22 protein-coding genes are annotated in these 18,158 nt (G+C 65.5%); 9 read left to right on the plus strand and 13 right to left on the minus strand.

What is annotated here, in order from left to right; translation table 11 throughout:
• Positions 1 to 122: 122 nt before the first annotated feature.
• The 5 genes from AABA84_RS03260 to AABA84_RS03280 all read left to right on the plus strand — a co-directional run bounded on the left by AABA84_RS03260 (position 123) and on the right by AABA84_RS03280 (position 4,963).
• The gene (locus tag AABA84_RS03260; protein ID WP_212252686.1) at positions 123 to 377 is read left to right on the plus strand and encodes a hypothetical protein; all 255 of its coding nucleotides are present in this window, start codon (positions 123 to 125) and stop codon (positions 375 to 377) included.
• Positions 378 to 1,049: 672 nt separating this feature from the next.
• Positions 1,050 to 2,192 carry a type III PLP-dependent enzyme gene (locus AABA84_RS03265; RefSeq protein ID WP_212252684.1) on the plus strand — a complete coding sequence of 381 codons (1,143 nt, stop codon included), beginning with the start codon at positions 1,050 to 1,052 and terminating at the stop codon, positions 2,190 to 2,192.
• A 130-nt stretch (positions 2,193 to 2,322) separates the two neighbouring features.
• Complete coding sequence (locus AABA84_RS03270; protein WP_338311345.1) at positions 2,323 to 2,910, plus strand: GNAT family N-acetyltransferase; 588 nt, start codon at positions 2,323 to 2,325, stop codon at positions 2,908 to 2,910.
• Between the two features lie 147 nt (positions 2,911 to 3,057).
• On the plus strand, positions 3,058 to 3,447 hold the full coding sequence (locus AABA84_RS03275) for a RidA family protein (protein ID WP_338308819.1): 390 nt from the start codon (positions 3,058 to 3,060) through the stop codon (positions 3,445 to 3,447).
• Between the two features lie 73 nt (positions 3,448 to 3,520).
• Positions 3,521 to 4,963: a homospermidine synthase gene (locus AABA84_RS03280; protein ID WP_338311347.1), complete on the plus strand. Its 1,443-nt coding sequence runs from the start codon at positions 3,521 to 3,523 to the stop codon at positions 4,961 to 4,963.
• A gap of 131 nt (positions 4,964 to 5,094) precedes the next feature.
• On the opposite strand, the gene AABA84_RS03285 is transcribed toward AABA84_RS03280, so the two are convergent.
• The 11 genes from AABA84_RS03285 to AABA84_RS03335 form a co-directional block, all read right to left on the minus strand.
• Complete coding sequence (locus AABA84_RS03285; protein ID WP_338311348.1) at positions 5,095 to 5,424, minus strand: hypothetical protein; 330 nt, start codon at positions 5,422 to 5,424, stop codon at positions 5,095 to 5,097.
• A gap of 101 nt (positions 5,425 to 5,525) precedes the next feature.
• Positions 5,526 to 6,242 (minus strand): MgtC/SapB family protein, encoded by a 717-nt coding sequence (locus AABA84_RS03290; RefSeq protein WP_338311349.1) that lies wholly within the window; start codon positions 6,240 to 6,242, stop codon positions 5,526 to 5,528.
• 30 nt (positions 6,243 to 6,272) lie between these two features.
• On the minus strand, positions 6,273 to 7,292 hold the full coding sequence (locus tag AABA84_RS03295) for a WD40 repeat domain-containing protein (RefSeq protein WP_338308823.1): 1,020 nt from the start codon (positions 7,290 to 7,292) through the stop codon (positions 6,273 to 6,275).
• Positions 7,292 to 8,332, minus strand: a complete 1,041-nt coding sequence (locus AABA84_RS03300) for a CobW family GTP-binding protein (RefSeq protein WP_212252672.1) — start codon at positions 8,330 to 8,332, stop codon at positions 7,292 to 7,294. Before AABA84_RS03300 ends, AABA84_RS03295 begins: the two co-directional genes overlap by 1 nt.
• Before the next feature lie 55 nt (positions 8,333 to 8,387).
• Entirely contained in the window at positions 8,388 to 9,251 is an 864-nt protein-coding gene (locus AABA84_RS03305) for a metal ABC transporter solute-binding protein, Zn/Mn family (RefSeq protein ID WP_338311350.1), read from the minus strand.
• 2 nt (positions 9,252 to 9,253) lie between these two features.
• Complete coding sequence (locus AABA84_RS03310) at positions 9,254 to 10,123, minus strand: metal ABC transporter permease (protein WP_038950611.1); 870 nt, start codon at positions 10,121 to 10,123, stop codon at positions 9,254 to 9,256.
• A gap of 6 nt (positions 10,124 to 10,129) precedes the next feature.
• Positions 10,130 to 10,885: a metal ABC transporter ATP-binding protein gene (locus AABA84_RS03315; protein ID WP_212252668.1), complete on the minus strand. Its 756-nt coding sequence runs from the start codon at positions 10,883 to 10,885 to the stop codon at positions 10,130 to 10,132.
• A gap of 2 nt (positions 10,886 to 10,887) precedes the next feature.
• Positions 10,888 to 11,124, minus strand: a complete 237-nt coding sequence (locus AABA84_RS03320) for a hypothetical protein (protein ID WP_212252666.1) — start codon at positions 11,122 to 11,124, stop codon at positions 10,888 to 10,890.
• A 43-nt stretch (positions 11,125 to 11,167) separates the two neighbouring features.
• The gene (locus AABA84_RS03325) at positions 11,168 to 11,668 is read right to left on the minus strand and encodes a hypothetical protein (protein ID WP_212252664.1); all 501 of its coding nucleotides are present in this window, start codon (positions 11,666 to 11,668) and stop codon (positions 11,168 to 11,170) included.
• Positions 11,665 to 12,276 carry a permease gene (locus tag AABA84_RS03330; RefSeq protein WP_212252662.1) on the minus strand — a complete coding sequence of 204 codons (612 nt, stop codon included), beginning with the start codon at positions 12,274 to 12,276 and terminating at the stop codon, positions 11,665 to 11,667. Before AABA84_RS03330 ends, AABA84_RS03325 begins: the two co-directional genes overlap by 4 nt.
• A gap of 240 nt (positions 12,277 to 12,516) precedes the next feature.
• Positions 12,517 to 13,113, minus strand: coding sequence for a superoxide dismutase (locus AABA84_RS03335; protein ID WP_028139981.1), 597 nt, complete (start codon positions 13,111 to 13,113; stop codon positions 12,517 to 12,519).
• Between the two features lie 241 nt (positions 13,114 to 13,354).
• Between AABA84_RS03335 and AABA84_RS03340 the strand changes: the two genes are divergently transcribed.
• The 3 genes from AABA84_RS03340 to AABA84_RS03350 all read left to right on the plus strand — a co-directional run bounded on the left by AABA84_RS03340 (position 13,355) and on the right by AABA84_RS03350 (position 15,891).
• Positions 13,355 to 13,882, plus strand: a complete 528-nt coding sequence (locus AABA84_RS03340) for a GNAT family N-acetyltransferase (RefSeq protein WP_212252660.1) — start codon at positions 13,355 to 13,357, stop codon at positions 13,880 to 13,882.
• Positions 13,883 to 13,965: 83 nt separating this feature from the next.
• A complete protein-coding gene (locus AABA84_RS03345; protein WP_338311352.1) occupies positions 13,966 to 15,351 on the plus strand; it encodes an MATE family efflux transporter in 1,386 nt (461 codons plus the stop codon).
• Between the two features lie 108 nt (positions 15,352 to 15,459).
• A complete protein-coding gene (locus AABA84_RS03350; RefSeq protein ID WP_338308828.1) occupies positions 15,460 to 15,891 on the plus strand; it encodes a DUF2147 domain-containing protein in 432 nt (143 codons plus the stop codon).
• Positions 15,892 to 16,040: 149 nt separating this feature from the next.
• Here AABA84_RS03350 and AABA84_RS03355 read toward each other — a convergent pair whose 3' ends face one another.
• Entirely contained in the window at positions 16,041 to 17,186 is a 1,146-nt protein-coding gene (locus tag AABA84_RS03355) for a DUF3095 domain-containing protein (RefSeq protein ID WP_338311354.1), read from the minus strand.
• A gap of 224 nt (positions 17,187 to 17,410) precedes the next feature.
• Here AABA84_RS03355 and AABA84_RS03360 point away from each other — a divergent pair, with 224 nt between their 5' ends.
• Positions 17,411 to 17,809: a hypothetical protein gene (locus AABA84_RS03360; protein ID WP_212252802.1), complete on the plus strand. Its 399-nt coding sequence runs from the start codon at positions 17,411 to 17,413 to the stop codon at positions 17,807 to 17,809.
• Between the two features lie 101 nt (positions 17,810 to 17,910).
• On the opposite strand, the gene AABA84_RS03365 is transcribed toward AABA84_RS03360, so the two are convergent.
• A complete protein-coding gene (locus AABA84_RS03365; protein WP_212252653.1) occupies positions 17,911 to 18,120 on the minus strand; it encodes a hypothetical protein in 210 nt (69 codons plus the stop codon).
• Positions 18,121 to 18,158 lie beyond the last annotated feature (38 nt).

Genomic DNA, 18,158 nt, shown 5'->3' on the forward strand with positions numbered 1-18,158 from the left:
TCGTGGCTCAATTGTTGCGGCCAGCTATAGCACGCGATGGGGCTTTTTTGGGCCATTTGGCCTTGCTCCCGCCCGCCTTTTCGGAGAGATTGCGGCCCTCGAAGTCAGGACCCTTGAGCCCCATGAACGCGCCTTCCTCGTCCTCCCGCCGGATCGTCTGGCCCAGCGTCATCACCGTCATCAGCGCCGCCATTCTCATCGGCGCCGAGGTGTTCGGCGCGGCCTTCGCGGGCGGCTGGGCGCTGGCGATCCTGTTCGGGCTCGGCGATCAGGGCACGCACATCCTGCAGGCCGTGTTGTTCGCGCTCGGCGTGCTCGTGATGACCGCCTTCATCCGCGCAGCCCAGCGCGTCGAGCCCTTCACGAAGCGCGGCTGACGCTGCTCGCGCGCGAGTGACGCGCGCACGAGGCTCCAAAACTTAACGCCCGTTCATCTTCCGCGTCGCTCGCGCAACACTGCGCAAGCAGATGTTAGGCAATTCTGTTCTCAGCCTAAAAAAATTCTTGCGAAGCAGAGTCAAAACGCTTATGTGCGCTCTTGCCCAATTTCGCACGTGCCTGTGGTCGTGTGTCAGTCGGTAGGTATCCGGACAAGAGGCCGGACAGCCGCCAAGGGGTGAAGAAGCCGAGGGGCTCTTCGGAAGTGCGGAAGTCGGAAGACCGAAAGGTCGGACGAGGAAGCAAACCCGGAGCGTCCAGCATCTCTCTCAAAGAGATGCCTTGTCGAAGGTGACTTCACTTTTTGCAACCGTGACTGGCAGCCGGAGGCGAACCGGCGCACCCCGCTCTCAACGGGGGACGCGACTTAAAGCAACGACGGATCGGGCTTTTTTGGTCTCTACCGGCAGTCCAACGCCGGCGCGGGCTACTGAAAAGGCTTGTCCTTCATTGCCAGGTGTGCGGGCGGGAAATTCCCAACCAATCCACGGCAGCACAGTCTGATTTGAGTCTTTGGCTCGTCACGCCTCCATCGCGTGATCTGGCCGGGGCGCTTATCCGACGACATTTTTTGAACGGATCCCCGTCGCTGGGCCGTTTGGGAGAGTGCTATGACCGAACGTATTCAGGAATTCCTGCGCAACCGCCGCAAGGATGGCCTCGACATCGAGCCGTGCCTCGTCGTCGACCTCGAGGTCGTGCGCGACAATTACCAGACGTTTGCCAAGGCGCTGCCCGACAGCCGCGTGTTCTACGCCGTCAAGGCGAACCCGGCGCCGGAAGTGCTCGCGCTGCTGGCATCCATGGGCTCCTGCTTCGACACCGCCACGGTCGCCGAGATCGAGATGGCGTTGGCCGCGGGTGCAACCCCGGACCGCATCTCCTTCGGCAACACGATCAAGAAGGAGCGCGACATCGCGCGCGCCTTCGCGCTCGGCATCCGGCTGTTCGCCGTGGACTGCGCCGCCGAGGTCGAGAAGGTCGCCCGTGCCGCGCCCGGCGCGAAGGTGTTCTGCCGCATCCTCTATGATTGCGCCGGCGCCGAGTGGCCGCTGTCGCGCAAGTTCGGCTGCGACCCGGAAATGGCCGTCGAGGTGCTCGACGTTGCCAAGCGCCTGGGCCTGGAGCCGTGCGGCATCTCGTTCCATGTCGGCTCGCAGCAGCGCAAGGTGAAGGCGTGGGACCGTGCGCTGGCGATGGCCTCGCAGGTGTTCCGCGACTGCGCCGAGCGCGGCATCAACCTGACCATGGTCAACATGGGCGGCGGCTTTCCGACCAAATACCTGAAGGACGTGCCGCCGGTCGTGACCTACGGCCGCTCGATCTTCCGCGCGCTGCGCAAGCACTTCGGCAACCAGATCCCGGAGACCATCATCGAGCCGGGCCGCGGCATGGTGGGCAACGCCGGCGTCATCGAATCCGAGGTCGTGCTCATCTCGAAGAAGAGCGACGAGGACGAGGTGCGCTGGGTGTACCTGGACATCGGCAAGTTCGGCGGTCTCGCCGAGACGATGGACGAGTCGATCCGGTACGCCATCCGCACCGCCCATGACGGCGCGGACATGACGCCGTGCGTGCTCGCGGGTCCCACCTGCGACAGCGCCGACGTGCTGTACGAGAAGAACCCGTATCCGCTTCCCGTCACGCTCGAGATCGGCGACAAGGTGCTGATCGAAGGCACCGGGGCCTATACGTCGACCTACTCGTCGGTGGCGTTCAACGGCATCCCGCCGCTGAGGACGTACCACATCTGATCCGCCTCTTTCTCTGAGGCCTGACGAACCCGGGAGCCGGCTCGCCGGCTCCTCCCCTGACATTGCCATTCTGACGACGCTTGAGCCCGCGTGCCGTTGGCGCACGGATTCAAGCGGGGACTGACGCGCCATGACTGCTCCTCGGAAGCCACAGATCGCCCTCACCTCGAAAGCCGCTCCGTTTGCGATCCGCAGCGAGCGTGCTGCCGACGTCGCCGTGCGTGAAGCGCTGCTCGATGCCTGCTTTGGCGAGACCCGCCACGGCCGCACCTGCCAGCGCCTGCGCGATGGACGCGCGCCTGCCGCAGGGCTCGCCCTGTCGGCGATGCGCGAGGGACAGCTCGTGGGAACCGTGCGGCTGTGGCACGTCAGCGCCGGAGGCAGGCCCGCTTTGGTCCTCGGACCGCTGGCGGTGGACCCTGCCTGCCGCGAGCTCGGGATCGGCGCCGCGCTGATGCATCAAGCGCTGGCCGCCGCCCGGGCGCGCGGGCATGAAGCCGTCATCCTGCTCGGCGACGCCCCCTATTACGCCCGCTTCGGCTTCTCGGGCGAGAAGACCGGCGCGCTGGCGCTGCCCGGCCCGTTCGAACGCGACCGCCTGCTCGCGATCGAATTCCAGGCGGGTGCGCTCGATGGCGCCGAAGGGATGATCGTCCCGACCGGCGCGCCCCTGTCCAAACGGAGGGTAGTTCGCGCCCTCCATGCGCACGCGGCCTGAGGGATTGCCATGATGGCGACGACCCAAGCCGCGTAAAGCGGCAACGCCCGGCTGCGCCCATCCTGACGCCGGTTCTTTCGGGGTTGCGCAGGCGCCAGAAACGCCCTTTAACCCCGCGAAACACCCCTTTCAGACGAGGTCCAAAACATGTCCCGTCGCCTGATCTCCACGGGCTCTCCCCTCGAAAAGTCCGTCGGCTACAGCCGCGCCGTGATCGACGGCGATTTCGCCTTCGTCGCGGGAACCACCGGCTATGACTACACCACGATGACGATGCCGGCCGACGTCACGAGCCAGTCACGCAACTGCTTCAAGACCATCGAAGCCGCCCTGAAGGAGGGCGGATTCGAGATGGCCGATATCGTCCGTGCGACCTATTACGTCACCGACACCAGCACCATCGATGCCCACTTCGCCGTCTGCGGCGAGGTTCTCGGTGACATCAGGCCGGCGGCGACGTTGCTGGTCGTCAGCGCCCTCGCCAAGCCCGAGATGAAGGTCGAGATCGAAGTCACCGCCAAGCGCCGCAGCGTCTGACAAGCGCCGCAGCGCCTGATCCACTCACACCCAACCTAGACCGTTTACTTAGACGCTCTCCTGGAGATACTTGATGAGCCCCGCCTCGCAGATCTACGCCAAGATTACCGGCCCCATCGTCATGGTCGGCTTCGGCTCCATCGGCAAAGGCACGTTGCCCCTGATCGAGCGGCATCTCGACTACGACAAGTCGCGCGTCACCGTGATCGATCCCAAGGACGAGGGCCGCAAGGCACATTGCGAGAAGCAGAATGTGCGCTTCATCCAGAAGGCCGTGACCAAGGACAATTATCGCGAGTTGCTGACCCCGCTGCTGACAGAAGGCGGCGGCCAGGGCTTTTGCGTCAATCTCTCGGTCGATACCGGCTCCACCGACATCATGGAGCTCTGCAACGAGCTCGGCGCTCTCTACATCGACACCGTCAACGAGCCCTGGCTCGGCTTCTATTTCGATTCCTCCAAGGGACCGGAAGCGCGCTCCAACTACGCCCTGCGCGAAGCGACGCTGGCCGCCAAGCGCGCGCGTCCCGCGGGCTCGACGACGGCGGTCTCCTGCTGCGGCGCCAATCCCGGCATGGTCTCCTTCTTCGTCAAGCAGGCGCTGCTCAATGTCGCCGCCGATCTGAAGCTCAACGCGCCCAAACCGAAGACCAAGGCCGAATGGGCGGATTTGATGCGGCAGGCCGGCATCAAGGGCATCCACATCGCCGAGCGCGATACCCAGCGCGCGAAGAAGCCGAAAGAGCCCGACGTCTTCGTCAACACCTGGTCGGTGGAAGGTTTTCTGTCGGAAGGCGTGCAGCCCTCCGAGCTCGGCTGGGGCACCCATGAAAAATGGATGCCCGAGAACGCGCGGACCCACGAAGCCGGCTGCGGCGCAGCGATCTATCTGATGCAGCCCGGCGCCAACACGCGCGTTCGCACTTGGTGCCCGACCCGCGGCGCGCAATATGGCTTCCTCGTCACCCACAACGAGTCGATCTCGATCGCCGATTACTTCACGGTGCGCGACGCATCGGGCACGGCGGTCTACCGGCCGACCTGCCACTATGCCTATCACCCGGCCGACGATGCCGTGCTGTCGCTGCATGAAATGTTCGGCCGCGCCGCGAAGATGCAGGAGAAGCACCACATCCTCGACGAGAACGAGATCGTGGACGGCATCGACGAGCTCGGCGTGCTGCTGTTCGGCCACGACAACAATGCCTATTGGTACGGCTCGCAGCTCTCGATCGAGGAGACCCGCAAGCTCGCGCCCTACCAGAACGCGACCGGCCTGCAGGTGACCTCCGCCGTTCTCGGCGGCATGGTGTGGGCGCTGGAAAACCCGAACGAAGGCATCGTCGAAGCCGACGAGTTGGATTTCGATCGCCTGCTGGAAATCCAGCTGCCCTATCTCGGCCCGGTCAAGGGTTTCTACACCGACTGGACGCCGCTGACGGATCGCCCGGGACTGTTTCCGGAAGACATCGACACCAGCGATCCCTGGCAGTTCCGGAATATTCTGGTGCGGTGAAACGGCGCCTCTCTCCGCCCGTCATTCCGGGGCGGCGCGTAGCGTCGAGCCCGGAATCCATCGGGCGGCAGTACATGCGGATCAATGGATTCCGGGTTCGCGCTATGCGCGCCCCGGAATGACGAAGAGACCTACTTCTTCTCCATCGGCGGCGCGATCTTCTCGGCCGGTGCCGGCGGCAGGGCCGGCTTGGTCGCCGCGCCTTGCGTCTGCGGCTCGGGGCGTGCGGGCTCGGGGGCCGGCGTGGTCGGCCGGTCGCCGCCCGGCTTGGATTCCGCCGGCGTCTTGCCCTGATCGTCAGACGGGGTGCCCTGAAGCGGCGGTGTCGCCTGCGCCAGCTGCATCCGGCTCTCGGCGCGGATCTGCGCGATCGATATGCCTGATATCACGACGCCTGCTGCGAACAGCGAACAGGCGATCACCAGGTCGAGTTTCAGTCTGCGCTTGTCATTGACTGTCATGTCGATCACCGCCTTTGTCCGCGGAATCAACGAAATTGCCCGACCAGGGTTCCCCTCCCGGCAAGGCGGAACTGCACGCCTGCGCGCCAAAAACGCCGCGCTCACTCCGTCGTGCTGACTTCCCAGGTCGCGTGGCGCACGCCCGGCAGGTGCTGGAGATCGGTCGCAACGGTGTTCAACTCGTTCGGGTCGACCGCGCTCGCGACCAGCTTCGCCACAATCTCCAGCATGTCCTCGCCGATCTCGACGACCTCGATACCCGCAACCGGATATTTCGCGGCTTCGAGCTTGTCGACGAGCCGGTCGCGCATCTCGGGCAGGGCGTCGGCCGCAACCGCGAGCTTGAAATAGTAGGTCGCCTCGGAGGCCTTCTCGTTCAGCGGGATGCGGTTGATGGCATTGACCAGCGGGCGCAGCATGGTGTTGCCGGCGATGACGAACACAGTCAGCGCGGCCGCCTGCGCGATCATGTCGGCGCCGGCGCAGGAGCCGACCGCGGCCGAGGCCCACAGCGTCGCCGCGGTATTCAGCCCGCGGACGTCCATGCCCTGCTTCATGATGACGCCGGCGCCCAAGAAGCCGATGCCGGAGACGACGTAGGAGATCACGCGCACCGCGCCGTCGGCGCCGGTCAGATGCATGGCGAGATCGACGAACGCGGCGGCGCCGACCGCGACCAGCACGTTGGTGCGCAGGCCCGCGGTGCGCTGGCGATATTGCCGCTCGGCGCCGATCAGCGTGCCCAGCACGAAGGCCGTGAACAGGCTGATCAGCGTGTCGGCAAAATCAGCAATCTGGAAGGTCGTCAGAAATCGCATGGTCCCCTATACGGCCGGAACCATGACAGATTAAAGCTCCAGCATTCCGCCGTCCCCATTTTCATCGGCGAAGGCGAGCAGCGTGCCCTTGGCGTTCCAGGCGATCGCGGCCACGGGCGGGGTGCCGTTGCGGCGGACCAGGATCTCCGCGCCATCCTCCAGCCGCACCATCAGCACGGTGCCGTCGCTGTAGCCGGCGGCGAGGATATCGTTCTTCGGATGGCAGGCGACCACCGACACCCGCGCCTGCAGCGGCGCGAGCATTGCGGGCTCCTTGCCCATCGGGCCGTCCTTGCTGGCGAACGGCCACAGGATGATGGTGTCGGCGCCCGAAGTCGCCAGCGCCTTGCCGCCCGCGCTCCAGGACATCGAGCGGACGCGGCCGGGATAGCCGGTCATGCGCATATGCCTGTTGTCCGCAAGCCGCCAGCCATGCAGCGCCGCCTCGTGCATCGTGGTGACCAGGAATTTGTTGTCCGGGCTGAAGGTGACGCCGAGATGCGAGCCGGCCCAGGGCAGGAATTCGGCTGATCCCGCCATGTTCGGAAACCACAGCGTCGCGCCGTTGTAATGGGCAATCGCGAGCCGCAGGCCCTTCGGCGCGAACGCAAGCCCGCCGACGGTCGAGGGCACCTCGAGCGACTTCTCATCAAGCTTGCCGCTCTTGACGAACGCCGTCTTGCCGGCCGACCAGGCGTAGGAGCCGTCCGCATGCAGCGCCACCGCATCGATCCAGCGTCGCTTGGGATCGGTGGCGAGCAGCGTCACCTCGCCCTTGGCGTCGAGCGAGACGACCTTGCCGTCGTCGCCGCCCATGACAAGGCGCTTGCCGTCGGAGGCCGTCGAGAGAATGCCGCCGCTATGCACGGCGACCGTCGTGATTTCGCCTTGGGCGTCCACGAACGCGACGTTCTCTTCGCCGCCGACGAAGGCGGCGCGGGGGCCAAGGAAATACACCGAGGTCACGCCCATGCCGAGCGTGACAGGCTTGACGCGATCGGTGACGGAGACGATCGAGGCGGAATCGGGGGCCGGCGAAAACTCTTTCATCACGAGACGATGCAGCTCTCAAAACCCTTGCGGATCGCCTCTTCCGGCAATTCGCGGCCGATGAAGACGAGGCGGCTCTCGCGCTTCTCGCCCTCCTTCCACTTCCGCTGGTGGTCGCCCTCCAGCATCATGTGGACGCCCTGGAAGACGTAGCGGTCGTCGTCGTCGTGGAAGGCGAGGATGCCCTTGGAGCGCAGGATCTTGCCGCCCTCGACCTGCACCAAATTCTGGAGCCAGGGCATGAACACGTTCGGATCGAGCGGCTTGTCGGTCTTGAGCGACAGCGACTGCATGTCCTCGTCGTGATAGTGCTTCAGGCCGTGGCCGTGATCATGGTGGTGATGATCGTGGCCGTGATGGTGGTGATCATGATCATGGTCGTCGGCCTCCAGGAAATCCGGCTCGATCTCGAGGATGCGGTCGAGGTCGAAGGCGCCGCGGTCGAGCACGTCGGCCAGGGCCACCGAGCAGCGCTCGGTGCGGTGAAGCTTCGCATAGGGATTGATGCCGCGGATGCGGGCCTCGACCTCGGCAAGCTCGCCCTTGCTGACGAGATCGGTCTTGTTCAGCACGATGACATCGGCAAAGGCGATCTGGTTCTTGGCCTCGGGCGCGTCCTTGAGCCGGTCGGACAGCCATTTGGCGTCGGCGACCGTGACAACCGCATCGAGGCGGGCGTTCTTCTGCACGTCCTCGTCGACGAAGAAGGTCTGGGCGACCGGCGCCGGATCGGCAAGGCCGGTGGTCTCGACGATGATGGCGTCGAACTTGCCCTTGCGCTTCATCAGGCCGTCCATGATGCGCACGAGGTCGCCGCGCACGGTGCAGCAGATGCAGCCATTGTTCATCTCGAACACTTCCTCATCGGCGCCGATGATGAGGTCGTTGTCGATGCCGATCTCGCCGAATTCGTTGACGATGACGGCGTATTTCTTGCCGTGGTTCTCGGACAGGATGCGGTTCAAGAGCGTGGTCTTGCCGGCACCGAGATAGCCGGTCAGGACGGTCACGGGGATTTTCTGGGAGGTCGCTTCAGACATAACAACTCCGGGCATAGGGCTTTTTCGCGCGACGCGAGGCGGGGTGGCCCCTGCCCTAGTGGTCAAGCGCACTGGTCAGGGCCTTTATATTGTGCCTGACCATATCAATGTAAGTGGGTGCAGCCCCCTTTTCGCCGGTCAAACCGTCCGAAATCAGGGTCCCGCCGACTTTTGAGCCGGTCTCCGCCGCGATCCGCCGGATCAACCGGTCATCGCTGATATTTTCCAGGAACACGGCCGGTATTTTTTGGGCCTTGATCTGGCCGATGATGGCCGCGATGTCCCGGGCGCTCGGCTCGGTTTCGGTGGAGACCCCCAGGGGCGCGATGAACTGGATACCGTATTCGGCGGAAAAATAGCCGAAGGCGTCATGGGTGGAGATCACCTTGCGCCGCTCCGGCGGGATTTTCGCCACGGCCCCGCGGACCTCGCGGTCGAGCGTTTCGAGCTTTTCCAGATAGGCTTTTGCCTGGGCGCGGAAGAAATCCGCGTCGTCAGGATCGGCTGCGGCCAGCGCATTGGCGATGTCGGTCACATAGACCTTGGCATTCGGCACGGATTGCCAGGCGTGGGGATCGGCGGCCGAGCCGAGCTTCAGCGGCGTGATGCCGGCGCTCGCGGTGACGACCTGCGCCTTGCTGCCGGAAGACTGCACGAGGCGCGGCAGCCAGCCCTCGAGGCCGAGCCCATTGACGATGACAAGCCTTGCCTCCGCGACCCGCTTCGCATCGCTTGGGGCCGGCGTATAGACGTGGACGTCGCTGTCGGCCCCGACCAGCGTCGTCACGTTGACCCGGTCACCGCCGATGGTGCGGACGAAATCCCCGAGGATCGAGAAGCTGGCGACGACGTTGAGCCGGTCCGCCGCATGCAGCGGCGAGGCGATCAGCAGCAAGGCAAGGAGCAGAAGGAAGCGCATCGTCACGCTTCCAGATGCCGGCCGGGAAACAGCTGCCGGACGATGCCGCCGACGCGGCCGAACAGCACGGAGACGATGTAGAGCACCGTCGCCACCAGAATGACCGCAGGGCCCGACGGCACGCGGGTCTGGAACGACAGCACGAGGCCGGCATAGCCGGAAGCCGCGGCGGCGATCACGGCGATGCAGATCATGACGGTGAGATCGCGTGACCAGAACCGCGCGATACCCGCCGGCAGGATCATCAGGCCGACCGCCAGCAACGTGCCGAGCGCCTGAAAGCCGTTGACGAGGTTGATCACGACCAGCGCAAGGAAGGCGAGATGCGCTGGGCCGCCGGCGCGACTGACTGTCCGCAAGAACAAGGGATCGACGCTCTCGATCACCAGCGGCCGGTAGATCACCGCGAGCACGAGCAGCGTCACCGTGGCGTTGAAGGCGACCACCAGCAGGGTCTGGTCGTCCATCGCGAGGATGTTGCCGAATAAGACATGGAGCAGGTCGATATTGGTGCCCTTGATCGAGACGATGGTGACGCCGAGCGCCAGCGAGGCCAGATAGAAGGTCGCAAGCGAAGCATCCTCCTTCAGGCCGGTCGAGCGCGCCACCACGCCGGCGAGGATCGCCACCGCAAAGCCGGCGATCAGGCCGCCGGCCGTCATCGCGAACAGATTGAGCCCGGAGAGCAGGAAGCCGACCGCCGCGCCGGGCAGGATCGCATGCGCCATGGCATCGCCGACGAGGCTCATCCGCCGCAGCATCAGGAACACGCCGATCGGCGCGCCGGCCAGCGACAGCGCGATCACGGCGGCAAGCGCCCGCCGCATGAACTCGAATTCGGTGAACGGACCGATCAGCGCGTCATAGAGCATCTGCGATCACGCTGCCTGCGAGCGGGCATCGTCGGCGGCGCAGGCTGCGGCGCTATCGTCGAAGGCCTCGCACATCCGCATCGCCACCAGCAGATTTTCCGGCGTCAGCACCTCCGCCGTCGGTCCCCACGCCACGGGGCCGCGCGCCAGCACCAGCGTCTCGCTGAAATGGTTGCGCACCATCTCCATGTCGTGCAGCGCGGCGAGCACGGTGCGGCCCTCGCCGTGCCAGTGCTTCACCAGCGCGAGCAAGTCGGCCGTGGTCTTGCTGTCGATGGCATTGAAGGGCTCGTCCAGCACGATCAGACGCGCATCCTGCAGCAGCACGCGCGCGAACAGCACGCGCTGCATCTGCCCGCCCGAGAGCGTGCCGATCGGGCGGTTCTCGAAACCGTTGAGGCCGACGGAGGCGATCGCGCGCAAGATCTTCCGGCGCGCGGCCTTGCCGATGCCGCCGAACAGGCCGGCGTCGCGCCACAGTCCGGTGCCGACGAAATCGAACACCGAGATCGGGAAGCTGCGGTCGATCTCCGCGCTCTGCGGCAGATAGGCGATATCGCGCGAGTCGAGCCCGCCGAGATGGATGCTGCCATCGAGCGGCCGGAGGATGCCGACGATGCCGCGCAGCAGGGTCGACTTGCCCGCACCATTCGGGCCGATCACGGCGACCAGCGCGCCCCGCGCGACCTCGCCGTTGAGATGGTGCACGGCCGGATGCCGGTCATAGCCCAGCGTCACGTTGTGAAAGTGCAGCGCCGCCATCGTCACCTCATCGCCAGGAAGACCACGCCCCAGAGCACGGCACAGACCGCGAGCGCGGCCAGAAGGCGCGCGGCCATGGTCATGCGCAGGATCGACCAGGGCGCCGCCTGGGCCGGATGCGGCGAGGCGGCATCATGGACATGAGCATGGCTGTGGTCGTGCCCATGCGAATGCGCGTGGCCATGTGGATGGTCATGGGAATGGTCGTGATGATGGGCGTGGGACGCGGCGGGAACCATTTCGGGACGTTATATTATAACATTACCCCTGTCCACGCCGGGCTCAAGGCTTGCCTATTACCATCGCGATGGCCGCCGCCACGAACGGAAACGGCACTGACACCGCGCAGCGGAACCAGACGAAACGGGCCGGCATGAACGGGATTTCCCACAAAATCACCCGCTGGAAGGCAAACAGGGCCCAGGCGACGACATAGGCGACCACCTGCGGCACGCCGCCGCCGGACTTCAGCGCCACCGTGCCGATGGAGAAGCCGATCACGGGGCCGCCGGGCGTGGCCGCGCCGGCGACCACGGCGCTCGCAACCCCGAGCCAGCCGCTATCCGGGCCGAGCCAGCCGGTGATCACCTCCTGCGGGATGATGGCGGCGATGTAGCCGGAGCCGATCACCCCGAGCGCGATGCGCGGCACGATGTTGATGAAGTCCATCGAGCCTTCGCGCAGCGACGCCCTGAACACCGGAGCGCCGCGGCGGAAGGCGATCAGGCCGACGCCGAGCACCGAGCCCCACAGCAGGATGTCGATCAGGAGCGCGGCGCTCATGCCGCGTCCTCGTCGCTTTCGCGCTTCGGATAGAGCCGGACATAGACGAAGCGGCCGAGGGCCCCTGCGAGCACCGGCAGCGGCAGCGAGATCAGAATCCGCCACAGCGTGAAGTCGGTGCCCATGATCGGGATTTCCCAGGCGACCGCCCGGCCGTAGCCGATCAGCGTCCAGCTCACGACCATGGCGATGGTGGCGCCGAAATCGGCACCGACCGCGAGCAGCGCACTCGCCACGGGATAGGCGGTGAACGGACCGCCGGGCAGGATCGCGCCGAAGGCGGTGCCGATCAGAAGGCCGGTCAGGCCGGATTTCGGCCCGAGCGAGCGCGAGACCTTTTCGTGCGGCAGGATCTCCGAGATGAAGGCCCCGAGCAGGCAGCCGGCGAGCACGCGCGGCAGGATGCCTGAGAACAGCGAGAGGTCGTGGGTAAGAATCTCCAGGACACCGTCTGTGCCATCACGCCGCCAGACCAGGCCCGCGCTGACCGCCACCAGCGCCGCGATGATGATGGTCGACCAGCCGATCGGCTTGCGCACGCGCCCCGGCCGCGGTTCGGACTCCGCGTCCTCGGCAGGCGCCGGGTTCTTCGGGGAAGGTTCTGACAACGGCTCGGTCGGCTCGAGGGTGATGCCCGTCCTGATTAAGGGCGCCACTGAAGCGATGCAAACGGTGTGATGACAGACCCGTGCGCGCACCGCGCAGGGCAATTCCGCACAGCAAAAAGGCGGCCGCGCGAGCGACCGCCTTTTGTTTCTGTCATTCCGGGGCGGCGCGTAGCGCCGAGCCCGGAATCTCGAGATCCCGGGTTCGATGCTGCGCATCGCCCCGGGATGACGGAGTAAAACTCAGGCCTTCTCGAACAGGGACTCGACGTATTCCCAGTTCACGAGGTTCTCGACGAACGCCTTGAGATAATCAGGGCGACGGTTGCGGTAGTCGATGTAGTAGGAGTGCTCCCAGACGTCGCAGCCGAGGATCGGAGTGGCGCCATGCACCAGCGGATTCTCGCCGTTCGGTGTCTTGGAGATCTCGAGCTTGCCGTTCTTGACCTGGAGCCAGCACCAGCCGGAGCCGAACTGGCCGACGCCGGCCGCCTGGAAGTCGGTCTTGAACTTCTCGAAGCCGCCGAGGTCCTCGTTGATCTTCTTCTCGATCTTGCCCGGCAGCTTGGTGCCACCGCCATTGGGCTTCATCCAGCTCCAGAAGTGGATGTGGTTGTAGTGCTGGCCGGCATTGTTGAACACCGCGGGGTTCTTGCCGAACGAGCCCTTGACGATCTCTTCAAGGGACTTGCCTTCCCATTCGGTCCCCTTGAGCGCGTTGTTGCCGTTGGTGACGTAGGCCTGATGATGCTTGTCGTGGTGGAATTCCAGCGTCTCCTTCGACATGAACTGGCCGAGGGCGTCATAGGCGTAAGGGAGTGGGGGCAGCGTAAAGGTCATGGGATGTTGTCCGCGACTGATGGGGAACTGGCTTAACGGGGACTCTTATAGAAGGTTCCACCGCCGTTAAATACCGCCAATTTACGAAAAGGCGTGAGGCCACGGCTTGGCCGGATTGCACAACTTCGCCGCACCGAGGGGCGTCCAACCCCGGCCCGTCGGTCGCCGCAGAATATCATTGCCTTTGAACCGGTTATGACAGAACGAAGGAACCGCGCAGCGTGTTGCGAGAGACAAAGCCATGAGCATCGAGATCGACATTTTGAACGGCGACGCCTCGTGGCCGATCGCGGAGCCGCTGCATCAGGCGGTCTGGGGACCGCACATGGTCGCGGACAAGCCCTGGGCTCACGTCAAATGGGCCAATGCGGACCTGCGCGTGCTGATCGAGACGCCCGAGGACGGTCTCGTCTGCCATGTCGGCATCTACTTCCGCACCGTCACCTGGAACGGGCAGAAGGTTCATATCGGCGGCATCGGCGGGGTCTGCACCCGCGAGGACCGGCGCGGTCGCGGCTATGCGACCGTGGCGATCGACGCGGCGATCCACACCATTCGCGCCAACGAGGCCGCTCGGTTCGCACTGCTGTTCTGCGAACCACACAATTTTTCGTTCTACGAGACCAGAAGCTGGCTGCCCTTCAAGGGCGAGGTCTATTGCGAACAGCCGGAGGGGCGGATCCGCTTCACCGACATGGCGCCCTACGTCTTCAACATCGTCCGCGCGCCGACCTTGGGCACCATCGACCTATGCGGCCTGCCCTGGTGAGCCCTGCGTGGCCTGAGGGCTGCCGCAGGGGCTTGGCCATCCTATAATATGTCGATCATCATCTAAAATTCCGTCCGGTGAACATGACGATCGACGCCCCCTTAGACGCCGTCCCGCCGCTTGCGCCGGTCGCCTCTCCCATCGCCAGCTTGCTGACGGCCCCGATCCTGCCGACGCTGCTGCGGCTTGCGATCCCCAACATGATCGCAATGGTCGGCAGCACTTTGGTTGCGATTGCCGAGACCTCCTATATCGGCCGGCTCGGCACCATTCCGCTCGCCGCGATCGCGCTGGTGTTTCCGTTCGCGATGCTGACGCAGATGATGAGCGCGGGCGCGATGGGCGGCGGCGTTTCCTCCGCGATCAGCCGCGCGCTCGGCGCAGGGGATCGTGACCGCGCCGCGACGCTGGCGCTGCATGCCGCCATCATCGGCCTCTGCGGCGGGCTGTTCTTCACGGTGATGATGCTCGTCTTCGGCCGCTCGTTCTTCACGCTGCTCGGCGGACGCGATCGCGTGCTCGAGGAGGCCAGCGGCTATTCGCAGGTGCTGTTCTCCGGCGCGATCGCGATCTGGCTCGTCAACACGCTGGCCTCGGTGATCCGCGGCACCGGCGACATGCGCCTGCCCTCGATGATTCTGATCGGGACGAGCGTGCTGCAGATCGCGCTCGGCGGCACGTTGGGGCTCGGCCTGTTCGGCGTGAAGCCCTTCGGCATGCCGGGCGTCGCCAGCGGCCAGTTGATCGCGTTCACCTGCGCCGCGATCTTCTTCCTCTGGTATCTGGCCTCCGGCCGCAGCCGGCTGCCGCTGAAGCTTCGCGCGTTTCATTTCGAGCGCGCGATGTTCCTGGACATCCTCAAGGTTGGTGCGGTGGCTTGCCTGTCGCCGCTCCAGACCGTGCTCACCATCTTGATCTTCACGAAGATCCTGGCCACGTTCGGGACCGAGATGCTGGCCGGCTACGGCATCGGCTCGCGGCTGGAATTCTTGCTAATCCCGATCACCTTCGCCTTCGGTATCGCCTCGGTGCCGATGGTCGGCATGGCGATGGGCGCCAGGCAGGTGAAGCGCGCACGGCGCGTGGCCTGGACCGCCGCTGCAGCTTCCGGATTGACGGTCGGCCTGATCGGGCTCGCTGTCGCGCTCGCTCCATCGCTGTGGGTCGCGCTCTTCACGCGGGATCCCGGCGTCACCGCCGCCGCGCACAGCTATTTCCACTGGGCCGGTCCCACCTTCGTGTTCTTCGGCATCGGCGTCTCGCTCTACTTCTCCTCGCAAGGCGCGGCGCGCGTCGGCGGCCCGGTGCTGGCCTCCACCGCGCGGCTTCTGATCGTCGCGATCGGCGGCGTCGGCCTGATGACGGCACAGGCGCCGGCCTGGACCTTGTTCGCGCTGGTCGGCGGTGCCATGGCGGTGTTCGGCCTGTCGACCGCGGCCGCGGTCGCCTTCGCGCGCTGGGACAAATGATCGCAGGTCAATGAACACCGGCAAATGAACGCAGGAATGTGATTCCAGCCGGCGTTGCACTATCCCGCCGGGCTGCTATGGAGGCGCTCCATTTTCGAGGCCCCCTCCATGACGTCCAGATTCGCCGCTCTCATCGTCCTCCTCGCCGCGCTGCTCGGCGCGACGGCCGCACATGCGCAGAGCGCCGACGGGACATGGCTCACACAGGCGGGCGATGCGCGCGTCAAGATCAGCAAGTGCGGCGGCGGCATCTGCGGCGTCGTCGCCTGGCTGCGCGAGCCCTACGACACCGCGACCGGCCAGCCCGCCAGCGACAGCAAGAATCCCAATCCCGCGCTCGCCAGGCGCCCGATGATCGGCCTGCCATTGTTCAGCGGCATGCAGCCCTCCGGTCCGAACAAATGGTCGGGCCAGATCTACAATGCCGACGACGGCAGCACCTATGCCAGCAGCATCTCCGTGACGGGCGCGGATTCGCTGCGGGTCGAAGGCTGCGTCGGTGCGCTCTGCGGCGGCGAGACCTGGACGCGGTCGCGGTAACTCCGCTCTCGTGTCCCGGACGCGATGCAGCGTGCAACGCTGCTTCGCAGAGCCGGGACCCAGAAAGCAGCACGATACGATCGAGACATGGGCCCCGGCTCGGCAGCGCATCACTGCGCGCTGCGCTGCGTCCGGGGCACGAGACCGTCCTACGCCATCATCGCCTTCAGCGCCGTCGCCGCCGAGGCGTAGCCGCCCCGCGCACCATCGATGAAATGGACGTGATCGCTGCGCAGCGCCGACGGCGTGAAGCACGTCATCATGGCGGCATCCTGCTGGTAGAGGCCGTAGCGTACGATGCCGTCACGGGCGGCAATCGCCAGACGGTCGCTCAGCGCGCGTTCGAGCTGCGGCGTGCAGTCGAGGATCATGCGCAGGCCGTCGTCAAATTTCCTGAAGTCCGAGTTCTCGACCACCTGACGCCTGTAGACATTTGGCACGAAGCCGCCGACGTTGAGGTCGAAGCGCATGATCAGATAGACGAACAGCGTATAGGCCAGCACGCTGGCGCGGCGCGCGAGCAGCGAACCACCGCGCCTGGTGCGGGCTTCGTACTCCAGCCCCTGCGGCGGCCATTTCAGCGGCGGCCCCTGCGGCGGTACCGGACGGGCGCCGTCCGGGCTGCGCTCGACGAGGTGGATGATGTCCTCGATCACCTTGCGGAAGGCATGCGGGTCGGCGCCGCGCGCCGGCATCACCAGAACCGACAGGATCAGCCCGCGTGAGGCCGGTATCACCTCGAAGCGGCAGGACAGGCCCGAGAGATCGGGCTGCGTGCCCGCCGGCGCTGCCGGGACGGCAAACTCCCCGCGCTTCATCGCTGCGTCGGCGAAGGCGAGCCCGCCACCCGAGAACATCGCATAGGACAGGTTGGCTGACGGCCCGAAGCGCGCGACGCGTACGTCGAGGCCCTGCGCGCGGATGGCGCTGACCGGCACCAGCGCGACCCGCATGGTCAGATCGAGATCTTCCCGCACCCAGGTCGCGGTTGCCGCCAGCGCCGTTCGGGCAGGCTCGAGATCGCCTGGTGCAACCGCAAAGCTCGCGCCGTCGCCGCCGAACACGAAGGGGAATTCGCGTCCCTCCAATGCGTTGGTCACCGCCGCGATCACGGCGGCGCCGGCCATGTTCACCGCCTTGTAGCGCTGCGCCGCGATCGCCTTGGTGGAGTCGACGATGTCGGCGACGCCGATACTCCAATCGTCCGGCAGCGGCGCATAGAGCGCGGGGTCCATCAGGCTGGTGAAGCCGCGGAAGACGGGAATGCCGCCATAGAAGGATTCGCCTGAGGTCATCGGAGATGCCGGATGGTTGGAATGCGAAACAAATACGTGGCAGGATCGATCCGGGTTCGCCGGCCGGCGGCCCCTTTCAATCATTGGCCGAAACGGGCCAGAACAACAAGATACGGCGACAACAACACGAGGCCGCGTTGCAATGCCGCAGCGTGTCATTGATCGGCATCAAGCGGCCGGCCGGGAAGAGCGGCTATCGTCCTCAGCTCCAAGGCTTGCAAGGGATGATCGAGGTGTCCGACTTCGGCGACAAGGACTCCACCTCTCCGGTCCGCCGGCGCACGGGCATTGACCCGATCAGCGCGGTGAAGATGCCCGAAAGACTGACGGCAGCCGTCGATGCCTGGGCTGAAGCCCATCAGCTGACCCGCTCGGATGCAATCTGCAAGCTGATCGAGCTGGGCCTGAAGGTCGCGCCGCCGGTGCTCTCCCCGGTGCATCCGATCGCATCGGACGCCACCAGGATCGAAGAGGTCGCGGTCCACGAGATCGAGACGCTGCTCGATCCGGCATTGCCGGTGGACGAACGCGACCGCCGCATCCGCCGGCTCACCGAAGGCCCGCCGGAATTTTCGCACGAACGGATTGACTTGCCGAAGGACCCGCCCAAGCACCGGCCGTGATGGCTAAAGCATGATCCGGAAAAGCGCGCAGTGGTTTTCCGAAAAGATCATGCTCAAACAACATAAAGCGCGATGACGATTCATCCTGATCGCATCGCGCTTTAGTGCAGCTTCTCGTCCTGACGCTTGCTCGAGCTGTCGAGAGACGCACCGTGGCAGCCGACCAGGCGCACGAATTGCTGCGGGTATATTTCGTGGCCGTGACCGCCGGAATTCTGATGCGTCATTGGCGGGCAGTGGACATCGTCCGGCTTCGCGCGGGATTGCTCCGTCCGGCCCGGATTTGAAGCGGTCATGTTGGGCGTGGTCATGGACTGCTCCCTGTCGATTAGGGCAGATCGATTGACGT

It is taken from the genome of Bradyrhizobium sp. TM239 (assembly GCF_036247985.1).
GTDB classification, from domain to species: Bacteria; Pseudomonadota; Alphaproteobacteria; order Rhizobiales; family Xanthobacteraceae; genus Bradyrhizobium; species Bradyrhizobium ottawaense.